The following is a 15,294-nucleotide window of genomic DNA, read 5'->3' as shown; positions in this document are numbered from 1 at the left end:
AATAAGTACGAAGGGATCAAAGCGGATGAAGCCATCTTGCTTTGATCTTTTTTATGAATAGGAGTTTGTCAGGTGAAAATTACTTATTTCGATCATTGCGCGTCCACTCCGCCTTACGAACAAGTCGTCCGCACGGTCGGCGAGCTGATGACGCTGCATTATGCCAATTCCGGCGCGCTGCATCGCGCAGGCGGAGAAGCGCTTAAGCTCGTGGAGCGGGCGCGGGCTTCCGTCGCATCGGCATTCGGAGCCAAGCCGGAGGAAGTGTTGTTCACTTCCGGCGGGACGGAGAGCAATAACTTGGCGATCAAGGGAACGCTGGAAGCTTCCCGCAAGCCCGAGAAGCATTGGATTACGACGTCGATTGAGCATGCCTCCGTCTTCAATACGGCGAAGCAGATGGAGCGGTTGGGCGTTCAAGTGAGCGTTATTCAGCCCGATGCTTCGGGCCATGTATCGGCAGCGGACGTTGAGGCGGCGATTCGGCCGGAGACCGTCCTTGTCAGCGTCATGCATGTTAACAATGAGACAGGCGCCATTCAGCCGATCGAGGAGATCGGCCGCCTGCTGTCCGCCTATCCGCAAATCCGCTTCCACGTCGACGGCGTACAGGCAATCGGCAAAGTGCCGCTGACGTGGACCACGGCGGGTGTCGACCTATACTCCGCATCCTCTCACAAGTTCCGGGGTCCGAAGGGAGCCGGCTTCCTTCTCATGAAGGACAGCATACAGCTGGAGCCATTGCTCGCCGGAGGCGGTCAAGAGGACGGTCTGCGAAGCGGGACCCACAATGTGCCGGGCATCGTGGCGACCGCCCAAGCGCTGCGGCTGACGATGGAATCGATGGAGCGCCGCGTGCTGCGCATGCGGCAGCTGCGAAGCCTTCTGATTGAGTATATTCGCGAGATGCCGGAATTGATTCTGAATTCGGGCGAAGACGATGCGCTCTTTGCTCCGCACATCTTGAACGTCTCTTATCCTGGCATGCGGCCGGAAGTTATCGTTCATATGCTGGAGGAACGCGGCATCTTGATCTCGACCCAATCGGCCTGCTCCTCGAAGAGCTTAAAGCCGAGCCGCGTGTTGGCCGCGATGGGATTGGATGAAGCGAGAGCTTCGGGCAGCATTCGCATCAGCTTCGGCGACGAGCATACGGAGGAACATATTAAGCTGCTGGCGGAAGCTCTCCGGGCGACGATCGCCAAGCTGAAGCCGCTGGAGAGGGGTTCGCGATGAAGTACGATCTGATCGTCGTAAGGCTGGGAGAACTGACGATTAAGGGGCGCAACCGGGGACGGTTCGAAGGCTTGATGCTGACGAGAATCCGGCAGTCGCTCGCTGCGTTCCCGGCGCTGGAATACGAGCGGACGTACGGCCGCATCTACATCCGGCTGGGAGACGAGAACTATGAGGGTATCGAGGCAAGGCTCAAGGACGTATTCGGCGTGTACTCGTTCAGCCCTGCGATTCGTTCGGGCCATGCGTTGGAAGAAGTGCAGGAGAAGGCGCTGGCCCTCATGAACAGTCTGGAACCCGCGCCTAGCACCTTCAAGGTAACCGTGAAGCGGGCGTGGAAAGTATACCCGCACGATTCTCAAGAGATGAATCACCTAATTGGCGCCCACGTGCTGCGGAATACGCCGCCGCTGAAGGTTGACGTCCGCCATCCCGATGTCGAGCTGAAGGTCGATATTCAGCCTGAAGGAGTCTACCTGTCATGCGAGGTTGTCCCGGGCGCCGGCGGTTTCCCCCTTGGGATGAACGGCAAGGCGATGCTGCTGCTCTCTGGGGGCATCGACAGCCCGGTCGCCGGCTGGATGGCGATGCGCAAAGGCCTCGAGATCGAAGCAGTGCACTTCCACAGCTATCCGTTCACGAGTGAGCAGGCGACGGAGAAGGTTCTCTCGCTAACCCAGCGTCTCGCGCATTACGGCGGATCGATTAAGCTGCACCTTGTGCCGTTCACGGAACTGCAGACCCGCATGGTTCAGAGCGGGCACGAGCATCTAATCATAACGCTCATGCGCCGGACAATGCTGCGAATTGCCGAACGGCTGGCTGAGAAGCACGGGGCGCTCGCCATCGTCACGGGGGACAGTCTCGGTCAAGTGGCAAGCCAGACGCTGGGCAGTATGAACGTGATCGGGCGAACCGTATCGCTTCCGCTGCTTCGTCCATTAGTCATGATGGACAAGCAAGAGATTATCCGGCATGCCGAGCGGATCGGCACGTACGAGACTTCTATTCTTCCTTACGAAGATTGCTGTACGCTGTTCGTTCCGAAGTCGCCCGCGACGAATCCGAATCTTCGCATCGTCGAGAAGGTGGAGGGCTACCTGGGTTCGGAGCTGGAGACGTTGATCGAAGCCGCGGTCCAAGGGACGGAGACCATCGTCATGACGCCGTCCGGAAGAGCGAAGCCGAAGCGGGAGGCAGCGTCTGATGAGTCTTCCGCGAGAGTCGAGCAGCCGGTTGACGCTTCTGCCGGTAAGCCCGCGAGCGACCAAGATGAAGATCGCTGGTTCTAACAGAAGGCTGCTTCTGCATGAACTGCAGACATAAGAAGACCGTCCGTTCGGCGCAAGCCGGCTGGACGGTCTTCTGTCATTCCTGTTCAGTTGCAGGTTTAGGCGCTGCAGAGTTCTTCGACTTTCGCTTGCGCGCTTTGGATACGCTGGTCCGCCATCCGCCAACGAGCACCGCGATGATCATGAGGACGATAAAGGTCCAGCTCAGCGCTTGATGATCGTGGAACAGGCCTTCGAGCTGAGGCTCGTGCGTTACCATCTTGGCAGCCGTATAGGCAAGCACGGCCGAGCCGAGATAGATGATCCAAGGGAATCTGCCAATGAGCTTGACGAATATCGTGCTTCCCCATACGATCACCGGAATGCTGATCAGCAAGCCGAGCACGACGAGCAGCACGCTGCCATGCGCCGCGCCCGCGACGGCGATGACGTTGTCTAACCCCATCGCGGCGTCGGCGATGACGATCGTGCGAACCGCTCCCCATAACGACGAGCCGCCTTGAATATCATCGTGGTGTTCTTCTTGAACGAGCAGCTTGTAGGCAATCCATAGAAGAACGACTCCCCCAATCGCGAGGAGGAACGGAATTTTGAGCAGATATACGACGAGCAGCGTAGCGACGACCCGAATGAGTACGGCGCCGCCCATGCCCAGCCATATGGCTTTCTTCTGATGCTCCTTAGGCAAGTTGCGGGCAGCGAGACCGATTACGATTGCATTATCTCCGGCGAGCAGCAAATCAATGAAGATAATGGTCAACAGCGCTGCCAAGAAGTCCAAACTTAGGATGTCCATCGATCTCTTTCCCCCCCTGTACAATCCACCTCTACATACGCGAGAAGCGCTAATTGGATTCATCTTCTCGCAAAAAAACTTTCGCATATCCGCGCGGGCCTGTACATAAATCTCATCTGAGGAGGTGTTCGGATGGGAATTGGGGAGAGCTTGATGGTATTCGCCGAGATCGTGCTGATCAACCTGCTGCTCAGCGGAGATAACGCGATCGTCATCGCGATGGCCGCCCGCCGTTTGCCGCCGGACAAGCGGCAATCCGCTGTCTGGTGGGGAACGCTTGCCGCGGTGGTGCTCCGCTGCGGCTTGACGCTTGCTGCCGTTAAGCTGCTAGGCATCCCCTTCATGCAGACGGCAGGCGCATTGCTGCTGTTCGCCATTGCTTTGAAGCTGATGCTGGACAACCACGGAGGGGCAGAGATTGAGCGCCGTTCCGCGAAGAATACCTTGATCGGAGCCGTCTGGACGATTGTCGCAGCGGACTTTGTCATGAGCCTCGACAACGTGCTGGCCATCGCTGCCATCGCCCGCGGCGACGCCGTTCTCCTGTTCATCGGGATTGCCATGAGCATTCCGATTATGATCTGGGGAAGCTCGTTCATTATGCGAATGCTTGATCGGCTTCCGTTCCTTGTCTATATCGGAGGCGCGCTTCTCGCTTACGCCGCTGGGGATATGCTGATGAAGGATCCCGCTTGGGCAAGACGGCTTCCGCAAGCAGCCGATCAGTTTACGCATGCAGCGCCGTACGCGGCGGCGGCTTTGCTGATCTCCTGCGCGCTGTGGCTGAAGCGCCGCCGCCGCGCCTGACAGCCATGAACGAAGAGGCGGCCCGGAAGGCACATTTTTCCCGGGGCGAACTGGTTTTTTCTCCCGCAATCCAGTACACTTAAAGAATAAGCTGCCATCCTACCTCGATCGGCTATCGCAGAAATTGGGAGCAGGCTTTGCAGTCTAGAGATAAAGTGGGGGAGCGTCGTGAACAAGCAATCCGCCGCGGTTGGCGTATTGATATTGGCTGCGGGATTGATCATCCTGTTGGGCAAGCTGGGAGTTTTTGCATTTATCGGAGCATTATTCTGGCCGCTAATTATTTTGATTCCGGGCATATTGCTTCATGTGTTATTCTTCGGCAGATTGCTTCCGGCTATAGCACTCATTCCGGCTGCCATCCTGACGATCGTATCTGTGATTCTGCTGATCGGCAATTGGTTCGACTGGGGCGTCATGAAGTACCTGTGGCCGTTCTTCTTGCTGGCTGTATCCGCAGGCTTGTACGAGTATTACATATTCGGGCAAATTCGTTCCCGCGGCATTTGGACGGCGGCAGTCGCGCTGGCCATCTTGTCGGTCGTCCTCTTTATCTTCACGCTGCTCTGGTCGTGGGGCATTTACATTATCGCCATCGCGCTGATTGCCGTCGGGATCTGGCTCGTATGGCGCCGGCCTCGGTTCCGCTGATCGTTGCCAGAAGAAGCTGCAGACGTTTCCGCTTGCTAAATGCGGGAAGTGGTCTATAATAGAAGGGATGTAGGTGGAAGCGCCGGCCTCGCGTCGGCGTTTTGTTGTGATACGAGGGAGAACAGGGGTTGGCGACTTTCTGCCGTCTGCATCGGGAACAAGCGCGGATGAACGAACCCTTCAAGCAGACGCCGTTATTCGCTGCCCCCTCATATAAAGATAGGAGTGGAACTATGCATCCAAGAGATCGCATTCGCAATATCGCCATTATCGCACACGTTGACCACGGCAAGACAACACTGGTGGACCAGCTGCTTCGCCAATCCGGAACTTTCCGGGAGAATGAACAGGTGCAGGAGCGTGCGATGGACTCCAACGATCTGGAGCGGGAGCGCGGTATTACGATCCTGGCCAAGAACACGGCCGTTCATTACAAGGACTACTTGATCAACATCGTTGATACCCCGGGACACGCTGACTTCGGCGGCGAAGTCGAACGGATCATGAAGATGGTCGACGGCGTTCTGCTTGTCGTCGACGCCTTCGAGGGCTGCATGCCGCAGACGAAGTTCGTGCTGCGCAAAGCGCTTGAAGCCGGCCTCACGCCCATCGTCGTCGTCAACAAGATCGACCGTCCGGCGGCTCGTCCGGCGGAGGTCATCGACGAAGTGCTGGAGCTCTTCATCGAGCTGGAAGCGAACGACGAGCAGCTCGACTTCCCGGTCGTATACGCGTCCGGCCTGAACGGCATCTCCAGCCTCGAGGCGGACAACCTGACGCCTACAATGGAGCCGCTGTTCGAGACGATCGTCGGCAACATCCCGCACCCGACGGAAGATACCGAGCAGCCGTTGCAATTCCTTGTTACGCTGCTTGATTACAACGAATATTTGGGCCGCATTCCGATCGGCCGCGTCAACCGCGGCCGGATTCGCCAAGGCCAGCCTGTTGCCGTGCTCGATCGCGAAGGCAAGCTGCGCCAAGCCCGCATTGAGAAGCTGTTCGGCTTCCAAGGCCTCAAGCGCGTCGAGATGGAAGAAGCGGCAGCTGGCGACATTATTGCGATCGCCGGCATTAAGGATATCAACATCGGCGAGACGATCGCCGATCCTGCGAATCCTGAAGCGCTGCCGGTGTTGAAGATCGACGAGCCGACGCTGCAGATGCGCTTCCTCGTCAACAACAGCCCGTTCGCCGGACGCGAAGGCAAGTTCGTCACTTCCCGCAAGCTGCGCGAGCGCCTCTTCAAGGAGCTGGAGACGGACGTCTCGCTGCGCGTTGAAGAGACGGACAGCCCCGACGTCTTCATCGTCAGCGGCCGCGGCGAGCTTCACCTCGGCATTCTGATCGAGAACATGCGCCGCGAAGGCTACGAGCTGCAGGTGTCGAAGCCGGAGGTAATCATCCGCGAGATCGACGGCGTGAAGAGCGAGCCGATCGAGCGTCTGCTCATCGACGTGCCGGAAGAGAGCATGGGCAACGTCATGGAGAGTCTCGGCACGCGCAAAGCCGAGATGGTCAACATGATCAACAACGGCAACGGCCAGATCCGTCTGGAATTCCTCATTCCGGCGCGCGGCCTGATCGGCTATCGTACGAACTTCCTGACCTTGACCCGCGGCTACGGCGTCATGAACCACGCGTTCGACAGCTACGGGCCGATGGCGGGCGGGCAAGTCGGCGGGCGCCATCAAGGCGTGCTGATCGCAAGCGAGACCGGAACGTCGACGATGTACGGCATGATGGGCGTAGAAGACCGCGGCATCCTGTTCCTGGAGCCGGGTACGGAAGTATACGAAGGCATGATCGTTGGCGAGCATACCCGCGACAACGACATCATCGTGAACATCTGTAAAGAGAAGGCGCTGAACAACATTCGGACAGCGAATAAGGAAGAGACGGTTAAGCTCAAGACGCCTCGCCTGATGTCGCTTGAAGAAGCGCTGGAATATTTGAACGACGACGAGCTGTGCGAGATTACGCCGAAGTCGTTCCGCTTGCGCAAGAAGATCTTGAACAAGAGCGAGCGCGACCGGTTCGACAAGCAGCGCAAGATGGCGGAATCCGGCGTTTAATCGCCGGTTCCGACTGGTGCGAATGCGGCGGCAAGCCGAAGCGTAGGAGGGATTCCGGATGCAGACCTGGTTTCACGACCACCCCATTATTTCCTATCTGCTTATTCTCGCGTTTACGATCTACATCTTTAACGCCGTGTTCCGCATGGGACGGCTTCCTCTGTTGAAGGAAGTGATCGTTCACATCGTCATGGCGATCGGATGCCTTGTACTGCTTGTTCTGCAGTTAGATAAGCTGCCGATCATTCAATGCATGGCGGTCGCCGTCGTCATGATGCTCATGCTGAGAGGCCGTCAGATGTATGACAAATGGAGAGGCAAGAAAGGCGGCGACTCCGCCGCTAACCAAGCGGAGCATAGATAAGGAGACCGGGGGGAACCGTTATGCGGCTCACGGACACACTATTCTATTGGCTGCAGATGAAGCTGATGACCGATCGCCGTCCGGAGGACGAGGCGGCTCGGGCATCGCTTCGCTATTTTGCGCAAATATTGTCGGAAGATCACGGTTTGCAATCGATTCGAGTCGCTTCGTGCGATCACTCGAAGATTTACGTCACCTACGAAGACCGGGAGCATGCAGAGCAGACCGTATGGTTCGACCGGGAGGCTGCCGAGCAGCTTGGCAATGACCTATATGGCGCTGCCGAAGATCCGGCCTGAGGTTGACGACTCCGAGGTGAACAGATGAGCTCAACTGCACCTTTGCCTCCGCGTTCCCGCGGCAATGCCGCCGGAACTGCGGGCGTGAAGAAGAAACCTAAACGCCGTCCAAGACGTTGGGTGAGACTATTATTTAGCTTACTAGCTCTTATTATTATCGTTCTTGCCGTTTATGCGGGAGCATTGTGGAAGCAAGCGCAAGAGGCTTTGGAAGATATTGCGTTAAAGCCCGGCGTTGGAGCCGCCGAGCCAATCGCGTCGGCGGATCGGGCTCAGGTGAAGCCGCTGGCGATGCTGCTGCTTGGCATGGACACGCGCAAGCAGACCGGAAGCATGAACACGGACGTCATCATGGTCATCGCGATGAATCCGAAGTCCAACACGGCGACGGTCGTCTCGGTGCCCCGCGACTCCAATCTGGAGATGTCCGGCTACAAGCGGCAGAAGGTGAATGCCTTCTATGCGGGGTTCCATCGCACGGCGAAGTCGGAAGAGGATCTGGAAGGCGAAGCCGCCGACGCTTACGCGCGGGATAAATCGCGGGAGATGTTCGCGGAGTTCTTCGACATCCCGATCGATTATACCGCCGTTATTAATTTCCAAGGCTTCGTCGACGTCGTCGACAAGCTGGGCGGCATCGACGTCTACGTCGACCAGGACATGAGATATAATGACAGCGCAGACGGAACGCACATCGATCTGCAGAAGGGCGACCAGCATCTGGACGGCGGCGAAGCGCTTGACTTCGTCCGTTACCGCAAGTCCAATGACGGAACCGCGGCATCGAGCGACTTCGCCCGCAACGACCGGCAGAGCCGGGTGCTCGCGGCGATCGTCGACAAGATGAAGACGATCGGCGGCGTCAGCAAGCTGCCGGGCGTCATCGGGGCGGTTGGCGACAACATGCGAACCGACATTCCGAAGGCCCAGATCACGAATATGCTCAAAGCGTACTACGATATCAACAGCAGCGACATCCGCTTCATTCCGCTCGAAGGCGTGTGGAAGAGTCCTTACGTTTATCTGAATCAGGATAAAGTAGAGGAAGCGAAGCAGGCCCTCGCCGAGGAGTTGTCGGCGGAGGGACGTTCGGCATCCCAACAATCCGAGCCCGCTGCTGCTGCTTCGCCTTCCGAAGACGAATAACCGCTCTCACCGAGCGATTCAGCAGGCTTCAAGCGATCCGGCTTCCATCGGGCGTATGCCAACCTTGGCGTTTGCCGCTTGGAATCGGAATCGGCCCTATGCTATAATAGGGCCATCGAGTAGGAGCCGAGGCCGTAATGGCTCCCGAAGAGCAAGGGGGACGGCGGATGACGGAGACGTTGGCAGCTGTTAGCCGAGAGCGATTCCGAATGCTAAGCGATGGAGGCATCGTCAAGTGCGGACATGCGCCTGCGCCTTCGGCCGTCCAAGAGGCTCGCCCCGTCACGCTCAGCGCTGTCTGCCGCGCTCGTATCGTCGGCCAAGCAATCCCATCAGCAAAGCCCAGTGAATATCTCACTGGGCTTTTATTTTTTTAATCGGAGGTGCGGTTATGGTCAATAATTTGCCCGCGATTCCACTCCATCTCGTACACGTTATGGTTGCCGGAGCCGACTGGCGGGTGCGCTGCGCCGCCCGCTCCCGTCTCGAGCATGTTGACGCCGCCGTTCGCTCCTGCTTGCTTCGCCCCGCGGTTCCATTCCATCTCGTACACGTTGTGGTTGCCGGAGCCGACAGGCGGATTCGTGGCTCCGCCGTTGGCATTCGCGTCAAGCTTATGCATGCCGGCGCCATTCCCTCGGCGCTGCGTAACGTCGTTCCCCGGAGACTGCTGAGTACCCTGCGTTCCGCGATTCGTCTGCATCTGCGGCACGCCGGCGCCGCCTCCGGCCGTCGTCCCTCCGTCCGGGGAAGCCGGCGGCACGACGCTGTGCGGCATCTGCGGCACGAGCCGCCCGACGATGTCGGCCAGCTCTTCCGCGAAGCCTGCAACGGGCCGCCCGTTGGCGACGTCCTGCCGAATCTCGCGAATCCGCTCGTCGAGATCCATGTCGGCAGTAACCAGCGCGTCAACGCCGTAAGGATCTTTGCGGAACGCTTCCGCAACCGCGTATTTGATCGTCCCGACACGGGATCTAGGCAGCGTCTTCTCGACATCGATGCCCACGATCGCGTATTTGCCGAAGACGACGCAATTCGCGTCGCTCACGCCTTTGACGCCTTTGGCCAGCTGCTCCAGATGGGCCGCGACCGCTTGCGGATTGCTGATGCCCGGCGAGGCAACGGCACGAGGTGTAACGTTCTGCGCCGTAATTCCTTGATTGTTATTGGGCGCAGGGGAGGCTTGGTTCGTTCCGCAGCCCGCTGCGCTTAACGCCAGGCTTGCGATCAGCAGGCTTGCCGCTACGCCGCGGCTTCCATTGCGGACGATCATGGTCAATCACCATCCTTGATGTTTATCCAACCTGATCTCATTGTTCCCCGTCGTCAACCTTCGATTCAGGAATGGCCAAATTCGCCAAAATCCGTCGAACCCGGGAGGTACTGCCGATGTCAAAAATCTATGTGATCGATACGAACGTGCTGCTGCACGATCCGATGGCCATGTTCTCCTTCGAAGAGAACGAGGTCGTCATTCCGTCCGTCGTCCTGGAGGAGATCGACTCCAAGAAACGTCTGGCGGACGAGATCGGACGCAATGCCAGGTTCGTATCGCGGGAGCTCGATCGGATACGCGAGGGCGGACATCTGCATAACGGCGTCGCGCTGGAGAACGGCGGCTTAGTCAAGGTGGAGTTAAACCACCGCAGCTTCATTCGCGTTCAAGAGCTGTTCGGCGAGATGACCAACGACAATCGCATTCTGGCGGTAGCGTTGAACTACCACATAGAGGAGCAGGAGAAGCAGGAGCCGCGGCCAGTCATCCTGGTCAGCAAGGATGTGCTCGTTCGCGTGAAGGCCGACGTACTCGGCATTACGGCCGAGGATTATCTGTCCGATCGAGTCGTTGCGCCGTCCGATCAATACACGGGTCATCTGTCGCTCTTCGTGCATCCTTCCGTGATCGACGAGTTCTACACATACCGGTTCCTAGGCATCAATCATCTGGGTCTGAAAATGAAGCTGCACCCGCACGAGTTCGTCATACTCCGCGACGAGATGGGGACATCCAAGTCCGCGCTGCTCAAGGTGAGCTCAGACGGCCATCGCCTGGAGCCGCTTCACTTGAGCAACGATCCGGTATGGGGCATCACCGCCCGGAACGCGCAGCAGCGGATGGCGCTCGAATTGCTGCTCAACGACGACATTCCGCTTGTCTCGCTGTCCGGCCGAGCGGGAACGGGTAAGACGCTGCTGACGCTGGCGGCAGGGCTGATGAAGGTCGAAGACGAGCATAAGTACAAGAAGCTGCTCATTGCCAGGCCCGTCGTGCCGATGGGCAAGGATATCGGGTATTTGCCGGGCGAGAAGGAGGAGAAGCTTCGTCCATGGATGCAGCCGATCTATGACAATCTGGAATATCTGTTCGATACGAAGAAGTCGGGGGATTTGGATAAAATTCTGATGGGGCTTGGCAGCATTCAGGTCGAAGCGCTCACCTATATCCGGGGGCGTTCTATTCCAGGGCAATTCATCATCATTGACGAAGCGCAAAATTTAAGCAAGCACGAAGTGAAGACAATCGTCTCCCGCGTCGGCGAGAACAGCAAGATTGTGCTGCTCGGCGATCCGGAGCAGATTGACCATCCGTACCTCGATGCGCAGAGCAACGGCTTAACGCATCTGATTGAGAGCTTCAAGGAGGAGAGCGCCAGCGGGCATGTCAAGCTGGAGAAGGGCGAGCGCTCGAAGCTCGCCCAACTGGCAGCCGACCTGCTCTAGAGGCGAGTCGAGCAGCAAGAGCCGAAGCGAATTGTGCTTCGGCTCTTGCTGCATCCGCGAAAACTAAGGACAATCCTTCCGCTTCCTGCTATCATAAATACTGTCAATGTTTGCAGAACCGAATCGGAGGGGGAATCCGCTTGGCTCGCCGCAAGACACTGCTCGTTCTCATCATACTCGGCCTGATGGCGCTCTTCCTGTCGCCTTGGACGGCCGCTCCGCTGCCAGAGCCGGAACCGTCGAGTCCGCCGGAGCAGCCGTACGAGCCGCTCTCTGTCACGGCGGCCGCTGAAGAGGAGAGCCCCGCCGATCTGTCGATCGCCGCCGTCATCGATCAAGCTGGATTTAATCAGTTGAGGAGCCAGAGCGGCGAGTACCAGACTCGCCATCCGGACGTCAGCGTGCGCTGGACGCGCATCGATCCGGCGTCAGCCACGCTTGCAGGCGACATTCAAGCAGGCATCGAGGCATCGGATATGGCGCTCGTGCCGAACGAATGGGTGCGGGATCTGGCCGTCAGCGGCGAGCTGCAACCGGTCGATTCGGCGTTCAACGGCGACGCGCTGTCGGAGCAGTTCGGCGCCGTTATCGCGCAGATGAAATGGAATGGCTATCTGTGGGGCGTCCCCCGCGGCCTCGACCCTTATGTCCTGCTATGGAATAAGAACGTGCTGTCGCTGCTCCAATCGGACACGGCCGCGTTCGCCCCGCCGCTTAGCCTGGAGCAATGGGAAGTGCTGCCGCAGCTGATGGCGGAGAAGGGGTTGATTGCTTCCTGGCTCGCCATCGACAGCGCGGATCCGCTGGCTATATTAGCCTGGCTTGGCGAGGCGACTGGGCAAGGGCAGGATGAGCTTCTCGATCGTTCAAGCGATATTTGGAGCAGCGATGCCTTCGACCGTGCGCTCAACCTGCTGGACGAACAGCGCGCCGGCATCGCAGATAGCAGAGGCAATGCGGACTTCTGGGATGCCTTCGCTGCCGGACAATACGCCGCGGCAATCGCCAAAGGTTCGGCGGCTAAGCAAGCGCTGGCGGATCTGCCAGTCGCGGCCAGATCGGGAATTGCCATCGACCGCTCCATCTGGGAGACATCCTTCGTCTGGCCTAACGGAACGAGCTTCGTGTTATCCTCCCATTCGGAGCAGGAGGAAGCCGCCATGCGGTGGGTAGCCGAGATGACGGCATCCGGCAGCCAACTGGACAACTATGAGGAGGAGGGCCTTCTTCCGGTCAGCCGTTCTATATATGGCCGTCTTGCCGGAGACGAGGGCATATTGGCTTCCTCGGCCGCCAGCCTGTTCCCGAATCAAGCGCCGCTTGCGGCGGAGCCGGGATTGCCGATTCGGATCGCCCGCTTGGGGGCGATGTGGAGCGACTGGTACCAAGGCCGATTGCCGACTGGGGAATGGAAGGAACGATGGCTCGGATCACTTGCCGATACGAAGCCGTACAATTAGCTGTCCCTGCGTCAAGCCGACGGAATCCGCTTTGACGAACGAGATCAGCTGCTGCGGGTAGAAGCCGAGATCGAATTCGCGCTCTAGATCGGCTCGCGTCGTGTCGGGCAGCTCAAGCCCGTTGAACACGAGCTTGTCGATGTGGAACCGTATGGCGTTCTCGGGCTCATTCTCTACGGTATAATGCCCTTCGATGCCGACCTGAATGGCGCCGTTGCTGCCTTCAATTCTCATGATGTCAGGCTCGAAGGTGATCGTTAGCTGCTTCATTCGTTCGTCTTGGCTGCGCAAGTAATCGTTCAACTGCGAATCCGAGACGGTGATCGTCGCCTTCAGCCCGCTCGTCTGGAGCATCTCCGGATGCTCATCGATCCACTGCGGCAAGTTGTTCATCGCTGTCGCGAGCGAATTGAACTGCTGCCGTACTTCGAATATGCCGACATTCTGCCAATACGCCTGCATCTCATCCATTAACTGCCGCAGGCGATCCGCGTCTCCGCTAGCCGCAATCGCCCGGTCAAGCTCTTGTTGCAAGGCGAGGACGCGATCGCGCTGCGCGCGCAAATTGTTCTCGACCTGCTCCAGATCCTGCTTGTTGCGCTGAAGCGTATCGTAGCCCTCCTTGATCTCCTTGTATTGGGCGCTGTATTGGTCCAGAATTTGGTCATCCGACGAGAAGATGATATCCATCATCTCCCATGTCTTCAGCAGATCCGACAACGATCGAGAATTCAGCAGGGCGGCCCACAAGATATCCTTGTCGCCCATATAATAAGATCGCAGCACGCGTCCCGCCTTCTCTCGCTGGGCGGCGATCGCGATCTCTTGGGCGGCGAGCCGCTGCTCGGCCTTGCCGATCTCGGTTTGGGTAGCTTCGCGAAGACCGGAGATCCTCTCGATCTCGCGGTCGATCTCGACGACGGACAGGCTCTTCTCCAGCAGGCGCCTCGTCTCTTCGTCGACCCCGTCGGTCGGATCCGCGTAGACCGGCGCCAGCATGCCGGCCCGAGAGAGCGGCAATAGCGCCAAGAGCAGCAGGAGCAGCGCGAACGGACGAACTCCGGCCGGGATGCGCTTCATCGGGAGTTCCCCCTTTCAAGCCGGACAAGCGGCGCGGTACTCCAATCTATGATTTCAGAGCCGCTTTCATACTTCCTAGCTATTATAATATGATTGGGAAACAGCCGGAAAGGAGAGATTTCCCATGCGCCAGCCGCAGGAACGCACGCCGCTTGCCGCTGCGATCGAAGCCGCCATCGCTTCTTCAAGCCGGCGGGGCGAGACGACGGACGGTAAGCTTCAGCGCTGCTTGACGTTTCGCGATTATATGGAGATCTGCCTCTACGATCCGGCCCACGGGTATTATCGCAGCGGATCGGCCGCAAGGGTCGGACGGGAGGGAGACTTCTACACGAGCGCTTACGTCGGCGATGTGATGGGGGAGCGGCTGGGCAACTGGCTGTTCAAGCTGGCGCAAGAGCGGTTCGGCGTCGCGAGAAGAGTGGAGCTCGTCGATTGGGGCGGCGGGACCGGCCGATTGGCCAGCCAGATGCTTGGCGGCTGGAAGGAGGCTGCCGGGGAAGCGGCGGAGGCGGAGGCGAAGTCGGTGCGCCTGACGGTCGTGGACCGCAGCCCGGAGCATCGGCGGCAAGCCGCAGCGCTGCTGTCGGAGCCTATCCGAGCGGGCGAAGCGCGGGTGATGGACGAGAGCGCAGCGATGGCTGAGCCATGGCGAGAGAGACCGGCGATCGTCGTCGCCAACGAGCTGATCGACGCGATGCCGGTGCATCGGATCTGTGTGCGGCAAGGCCGGGTGCGGGAGTGGGGCGTCACTTGGAACGAAGCGAAGGAGCGGCTGGAAGCGTGCTGGACCGAGCCGAGCACGACGCGGCTGGCGGAGGAGCTTGCGCGCATGAAGACCAGCCTTCGCGAAGGGCAGACGGCCGAGATCGGCCTCGACGGGGCCGATTGGGTTGCCGCGCTGGCGGGCAAGCTGGGCGATGCCGTCCTTGTGCTCATCGATTACGGAGATGAAGCGCGGGAGCTGACGGCTGAGCACCGGATGGAAGGCACGCTCATGTGCTACCGCCGCCATGTGGCGTCCACCGATCCGTTCGCCGCTCCGGGAGAGCAGGACATAACGGCGCACGTGAACTTCACGCTGCTCTCGGGCGCGGCGGAGGAGGCCGGCTGGCAGCGGCTGTGGTACGGAACGCAGCGCCGGTTCCTTACCGAAGCCGGGGTGCTGGAGCAGCTCGCGGCCCATGACAGCGCCGACCCGTTCCATCCGGCGGCTCGGCGCAACCGGGCCATCCGTCAGCTGCTGCTATCCGACGGAATGAGCGAGCTGTTCAAAGTGCTCGTGCTTGCCCGGACGAAGGGTTGACGTTAGGGCCGAACACCTTTCCTCACCCGAATGGTTGTTAACCAAAAAACTTTCATGCCCG

At 59.1% G+C, this 15,294-nt stretch carries 14 protein-coding genes; 11 read left to right on the top strand and 3 right to left on the bottom strand.

All coding sequences use genetic code 11. From position 1 onward, the window contains the following. Positions 1-78 precede the first annotated feature (78 nt). The gene (locus H4Q31_RS15610; RefSeq protein WP_185180023.1) at positions 79-1,236 is read left to right on the top strand and encodes a cysteine desulfurase family protein; all 1,158 of its coding nucleotides are present in this window, start codon (positions 79-81) and stop codon (positions 1,234-1,236) included. After that, positions 1,233-2,528 (top strand): tRNA uracil 4-sulfurtransferase ThiI, encoded by a 1,296-nt coding sequence (gene thiI / locus H4Q31_RS15605; RefSeq protein ID WP_185179986.1) that lies wholly within the window; start codon positions 1,233-1,235, stop codon positions 2,526-2,528. The genes H4Q31_RS15610 and thiI overlap by 4 nt, the downstream gene beginning before the upstream one ends. Before the next feature lie 76 nt (positions 2,529-2,604). On the opposite strand, the gene H4Q31_RS15600 is transcribed toward thiI, so the two are convergent. After that, entirely contained in the window at positions 2,605-3,324 is a 720-nt protein-coding gene (locus H4Q31_RS15600; protein WP_185179985.1) for a TerC family protein, read from the bottom strand. A gap of 132 nt (positions 3,325-3,456) precedes the next feature. On the opposite strand from H4Q31_RS15600, the gene H4Q31_RS15595 reads away from it, so the two are divergent. The 6 genes from H4Q31_RS15595 (at position 3,457) to H4Q31_RS15570 (ending at position 8,666) form a co-directional block, all read left to right on the top strand. Beyond that, the gene (locus H4Q31_RS15595) at positions 3,457-4,131 is read left to right on the top strand and encodes a TerC family protein (RefSeq protein ID WP_185179984.1); all 675 of its coding nucleotides are present in this window, start codon (positions 3,457-3,459) and stop codon (positions 4,129-4,131) included. A gap of 168 nt (positions 4,132-4,299) precedes the next feature. Beyond that, the gene (locus H4Q31_RS15590) at positions 4,300-4,782 is read left to right on the top strand and encodes a hypothetical protein (protein WP_185179983.1); all 483 of its coding nucleotides are present in this window, start codon (positions 4,300-4,302) and stop codon (positions 4,780-4,782) included. Between the two features lie 233 nt (positions 4,783-5,015). After that, on the top strand, positions 5,016-6,857 hold the full coding sequence (gene typA / locus H4Q31_RS15585; RefSeq protein WP_185179982.1) for a translational GTPase TypA: 1,842 nt from the start codon (positions 5,016-5,018) through the stop codon (positions 6,855-6,857). 58 nt (positions 6,858-6,915) lie between these two features. Beyond that, positions 6,916-7,221, top strand: a complete 306-nt coding sequence (locus tag H4Q31_RS15580) for a YlaH-like family protein (protein WP_185179981.1) — start codon at positions 6,916-6,918, stop codon at positions 7,219-7,221. Between the two features lie 20 nt (positions 7,222-7,241). Next, positions 7,242-7,520, top strand: coding sequence for a hypothetical protein (locus H4Q31_RS15575; protein ID WP_185179980.1), 279 nt, complete (start codon positions 7,242-7,244; stop codon positions 7,518-7,520). 183 nt (positions 7,521-7,703) lie between these two features. Beyond that, entirely contained in the window at positions 7,704-8,666 is a 963-nt protein-coding gene (locus H4Q31_RS15570) for an LCP family protein (RefSeq protein ID WP_245347459.1), read from the top strand. A gap of 373 nt (positions 8,667-9,039) precedes the next feature. Here H4Q31_RS15570 and H4Q31_RS21810 read toward each other — a convergent pair whose 3' ends face one another. Next, a complete protein-coding gene (locus tag H4Q31_RS21810) occupies positions 9,040-9,939 on the bottom strand; it encodes a YhcN/YlaJ family sporulation lipoprotein (protein ID WP_185179978.1) in 900 nt (299 codons plus the stop codon). Between the two features lie 116 nt (positions 9,940-10,055). On the opposite strand from H4Q31_RS21810, the gene H4Q31_RS15560 reads away from it, so the two are divergent. Together H4Q31_RS15560 and H4Q31_RS15555 are read left to right on the top strand one after the other, a co-directional pair. Then, positions 10,056-11,387: a PhoH family protein gene (locus H4Q31_RS15560; protein ID WP_185179977.1), complete on the top strand. Its 1,332-nt coding sequence runs from the start codon at positions 10,056-10,058 to the stop codon at positions 11,385-11,387. Positions 11,388-11,527: 140 nt separating this feature from the next. Then, a complete protein-coding gene (locus H4Q31_RS15555; RefSeq protein ID WP_185179976.1) occupies positions 11,528-12,847 on the top strand; it encodes an extracellular solute-binding protein in 1,320 nt (439 codons plus the stop codon). Here the strand turns inward: H4Q31_RS15555 and H4Q31_RS15550 are convergent. Further along, on the bottom strand, positions 12,818-13,927 hold the full coding sequence (locus H4Q31_RS15550) for a coiled-coil domain-containing protein (RefSeq protein ID WP_185179975.1): 1,110 nt from the start codon (positions 13,925-13,927) through the stop codon (positions 12,818-12,820). The two genes, H4Q31_RS15555 and H4Q31_RS15550, sit on opposite strands and share 30 nt — an antisense overlap. A 124-nt stretch (positions 13,928-14,051) precedes the next feature. Between H4Q31_RS15550 and H4Q31_RS15545 the strand changes: the two genes are divergently transcribed. Further along, positions 14,052-15,233 (top strand): class I SAM-dependent methyltransferase, encoded by a 1,182-nt coding sequence (locus H4Q31_RS15545; protein WP_185179974.1) that lies wholly within the window; start codon positions 14,052-14,054, stop codon positions 15,231-15,233. The last annotated feature ends 61 nt before the right edge of the window (positions 15,234-15,294 follow it).

The organism is Cohnella lubricantis, from assembly GCF_014212015.1.
GTDB classification, from domain to species: domain Bacteria; phylum Bacillota; class Bacilli; order Paenibacillales; family Paenibacillaceae; genus Cohnella; species Cohnella lubricantis.
The sequence above is the reverse complement of the archived record's forward strand: the minus strand, read 5'-3'. Positions and strand labels throughout refer to the sequence as shown.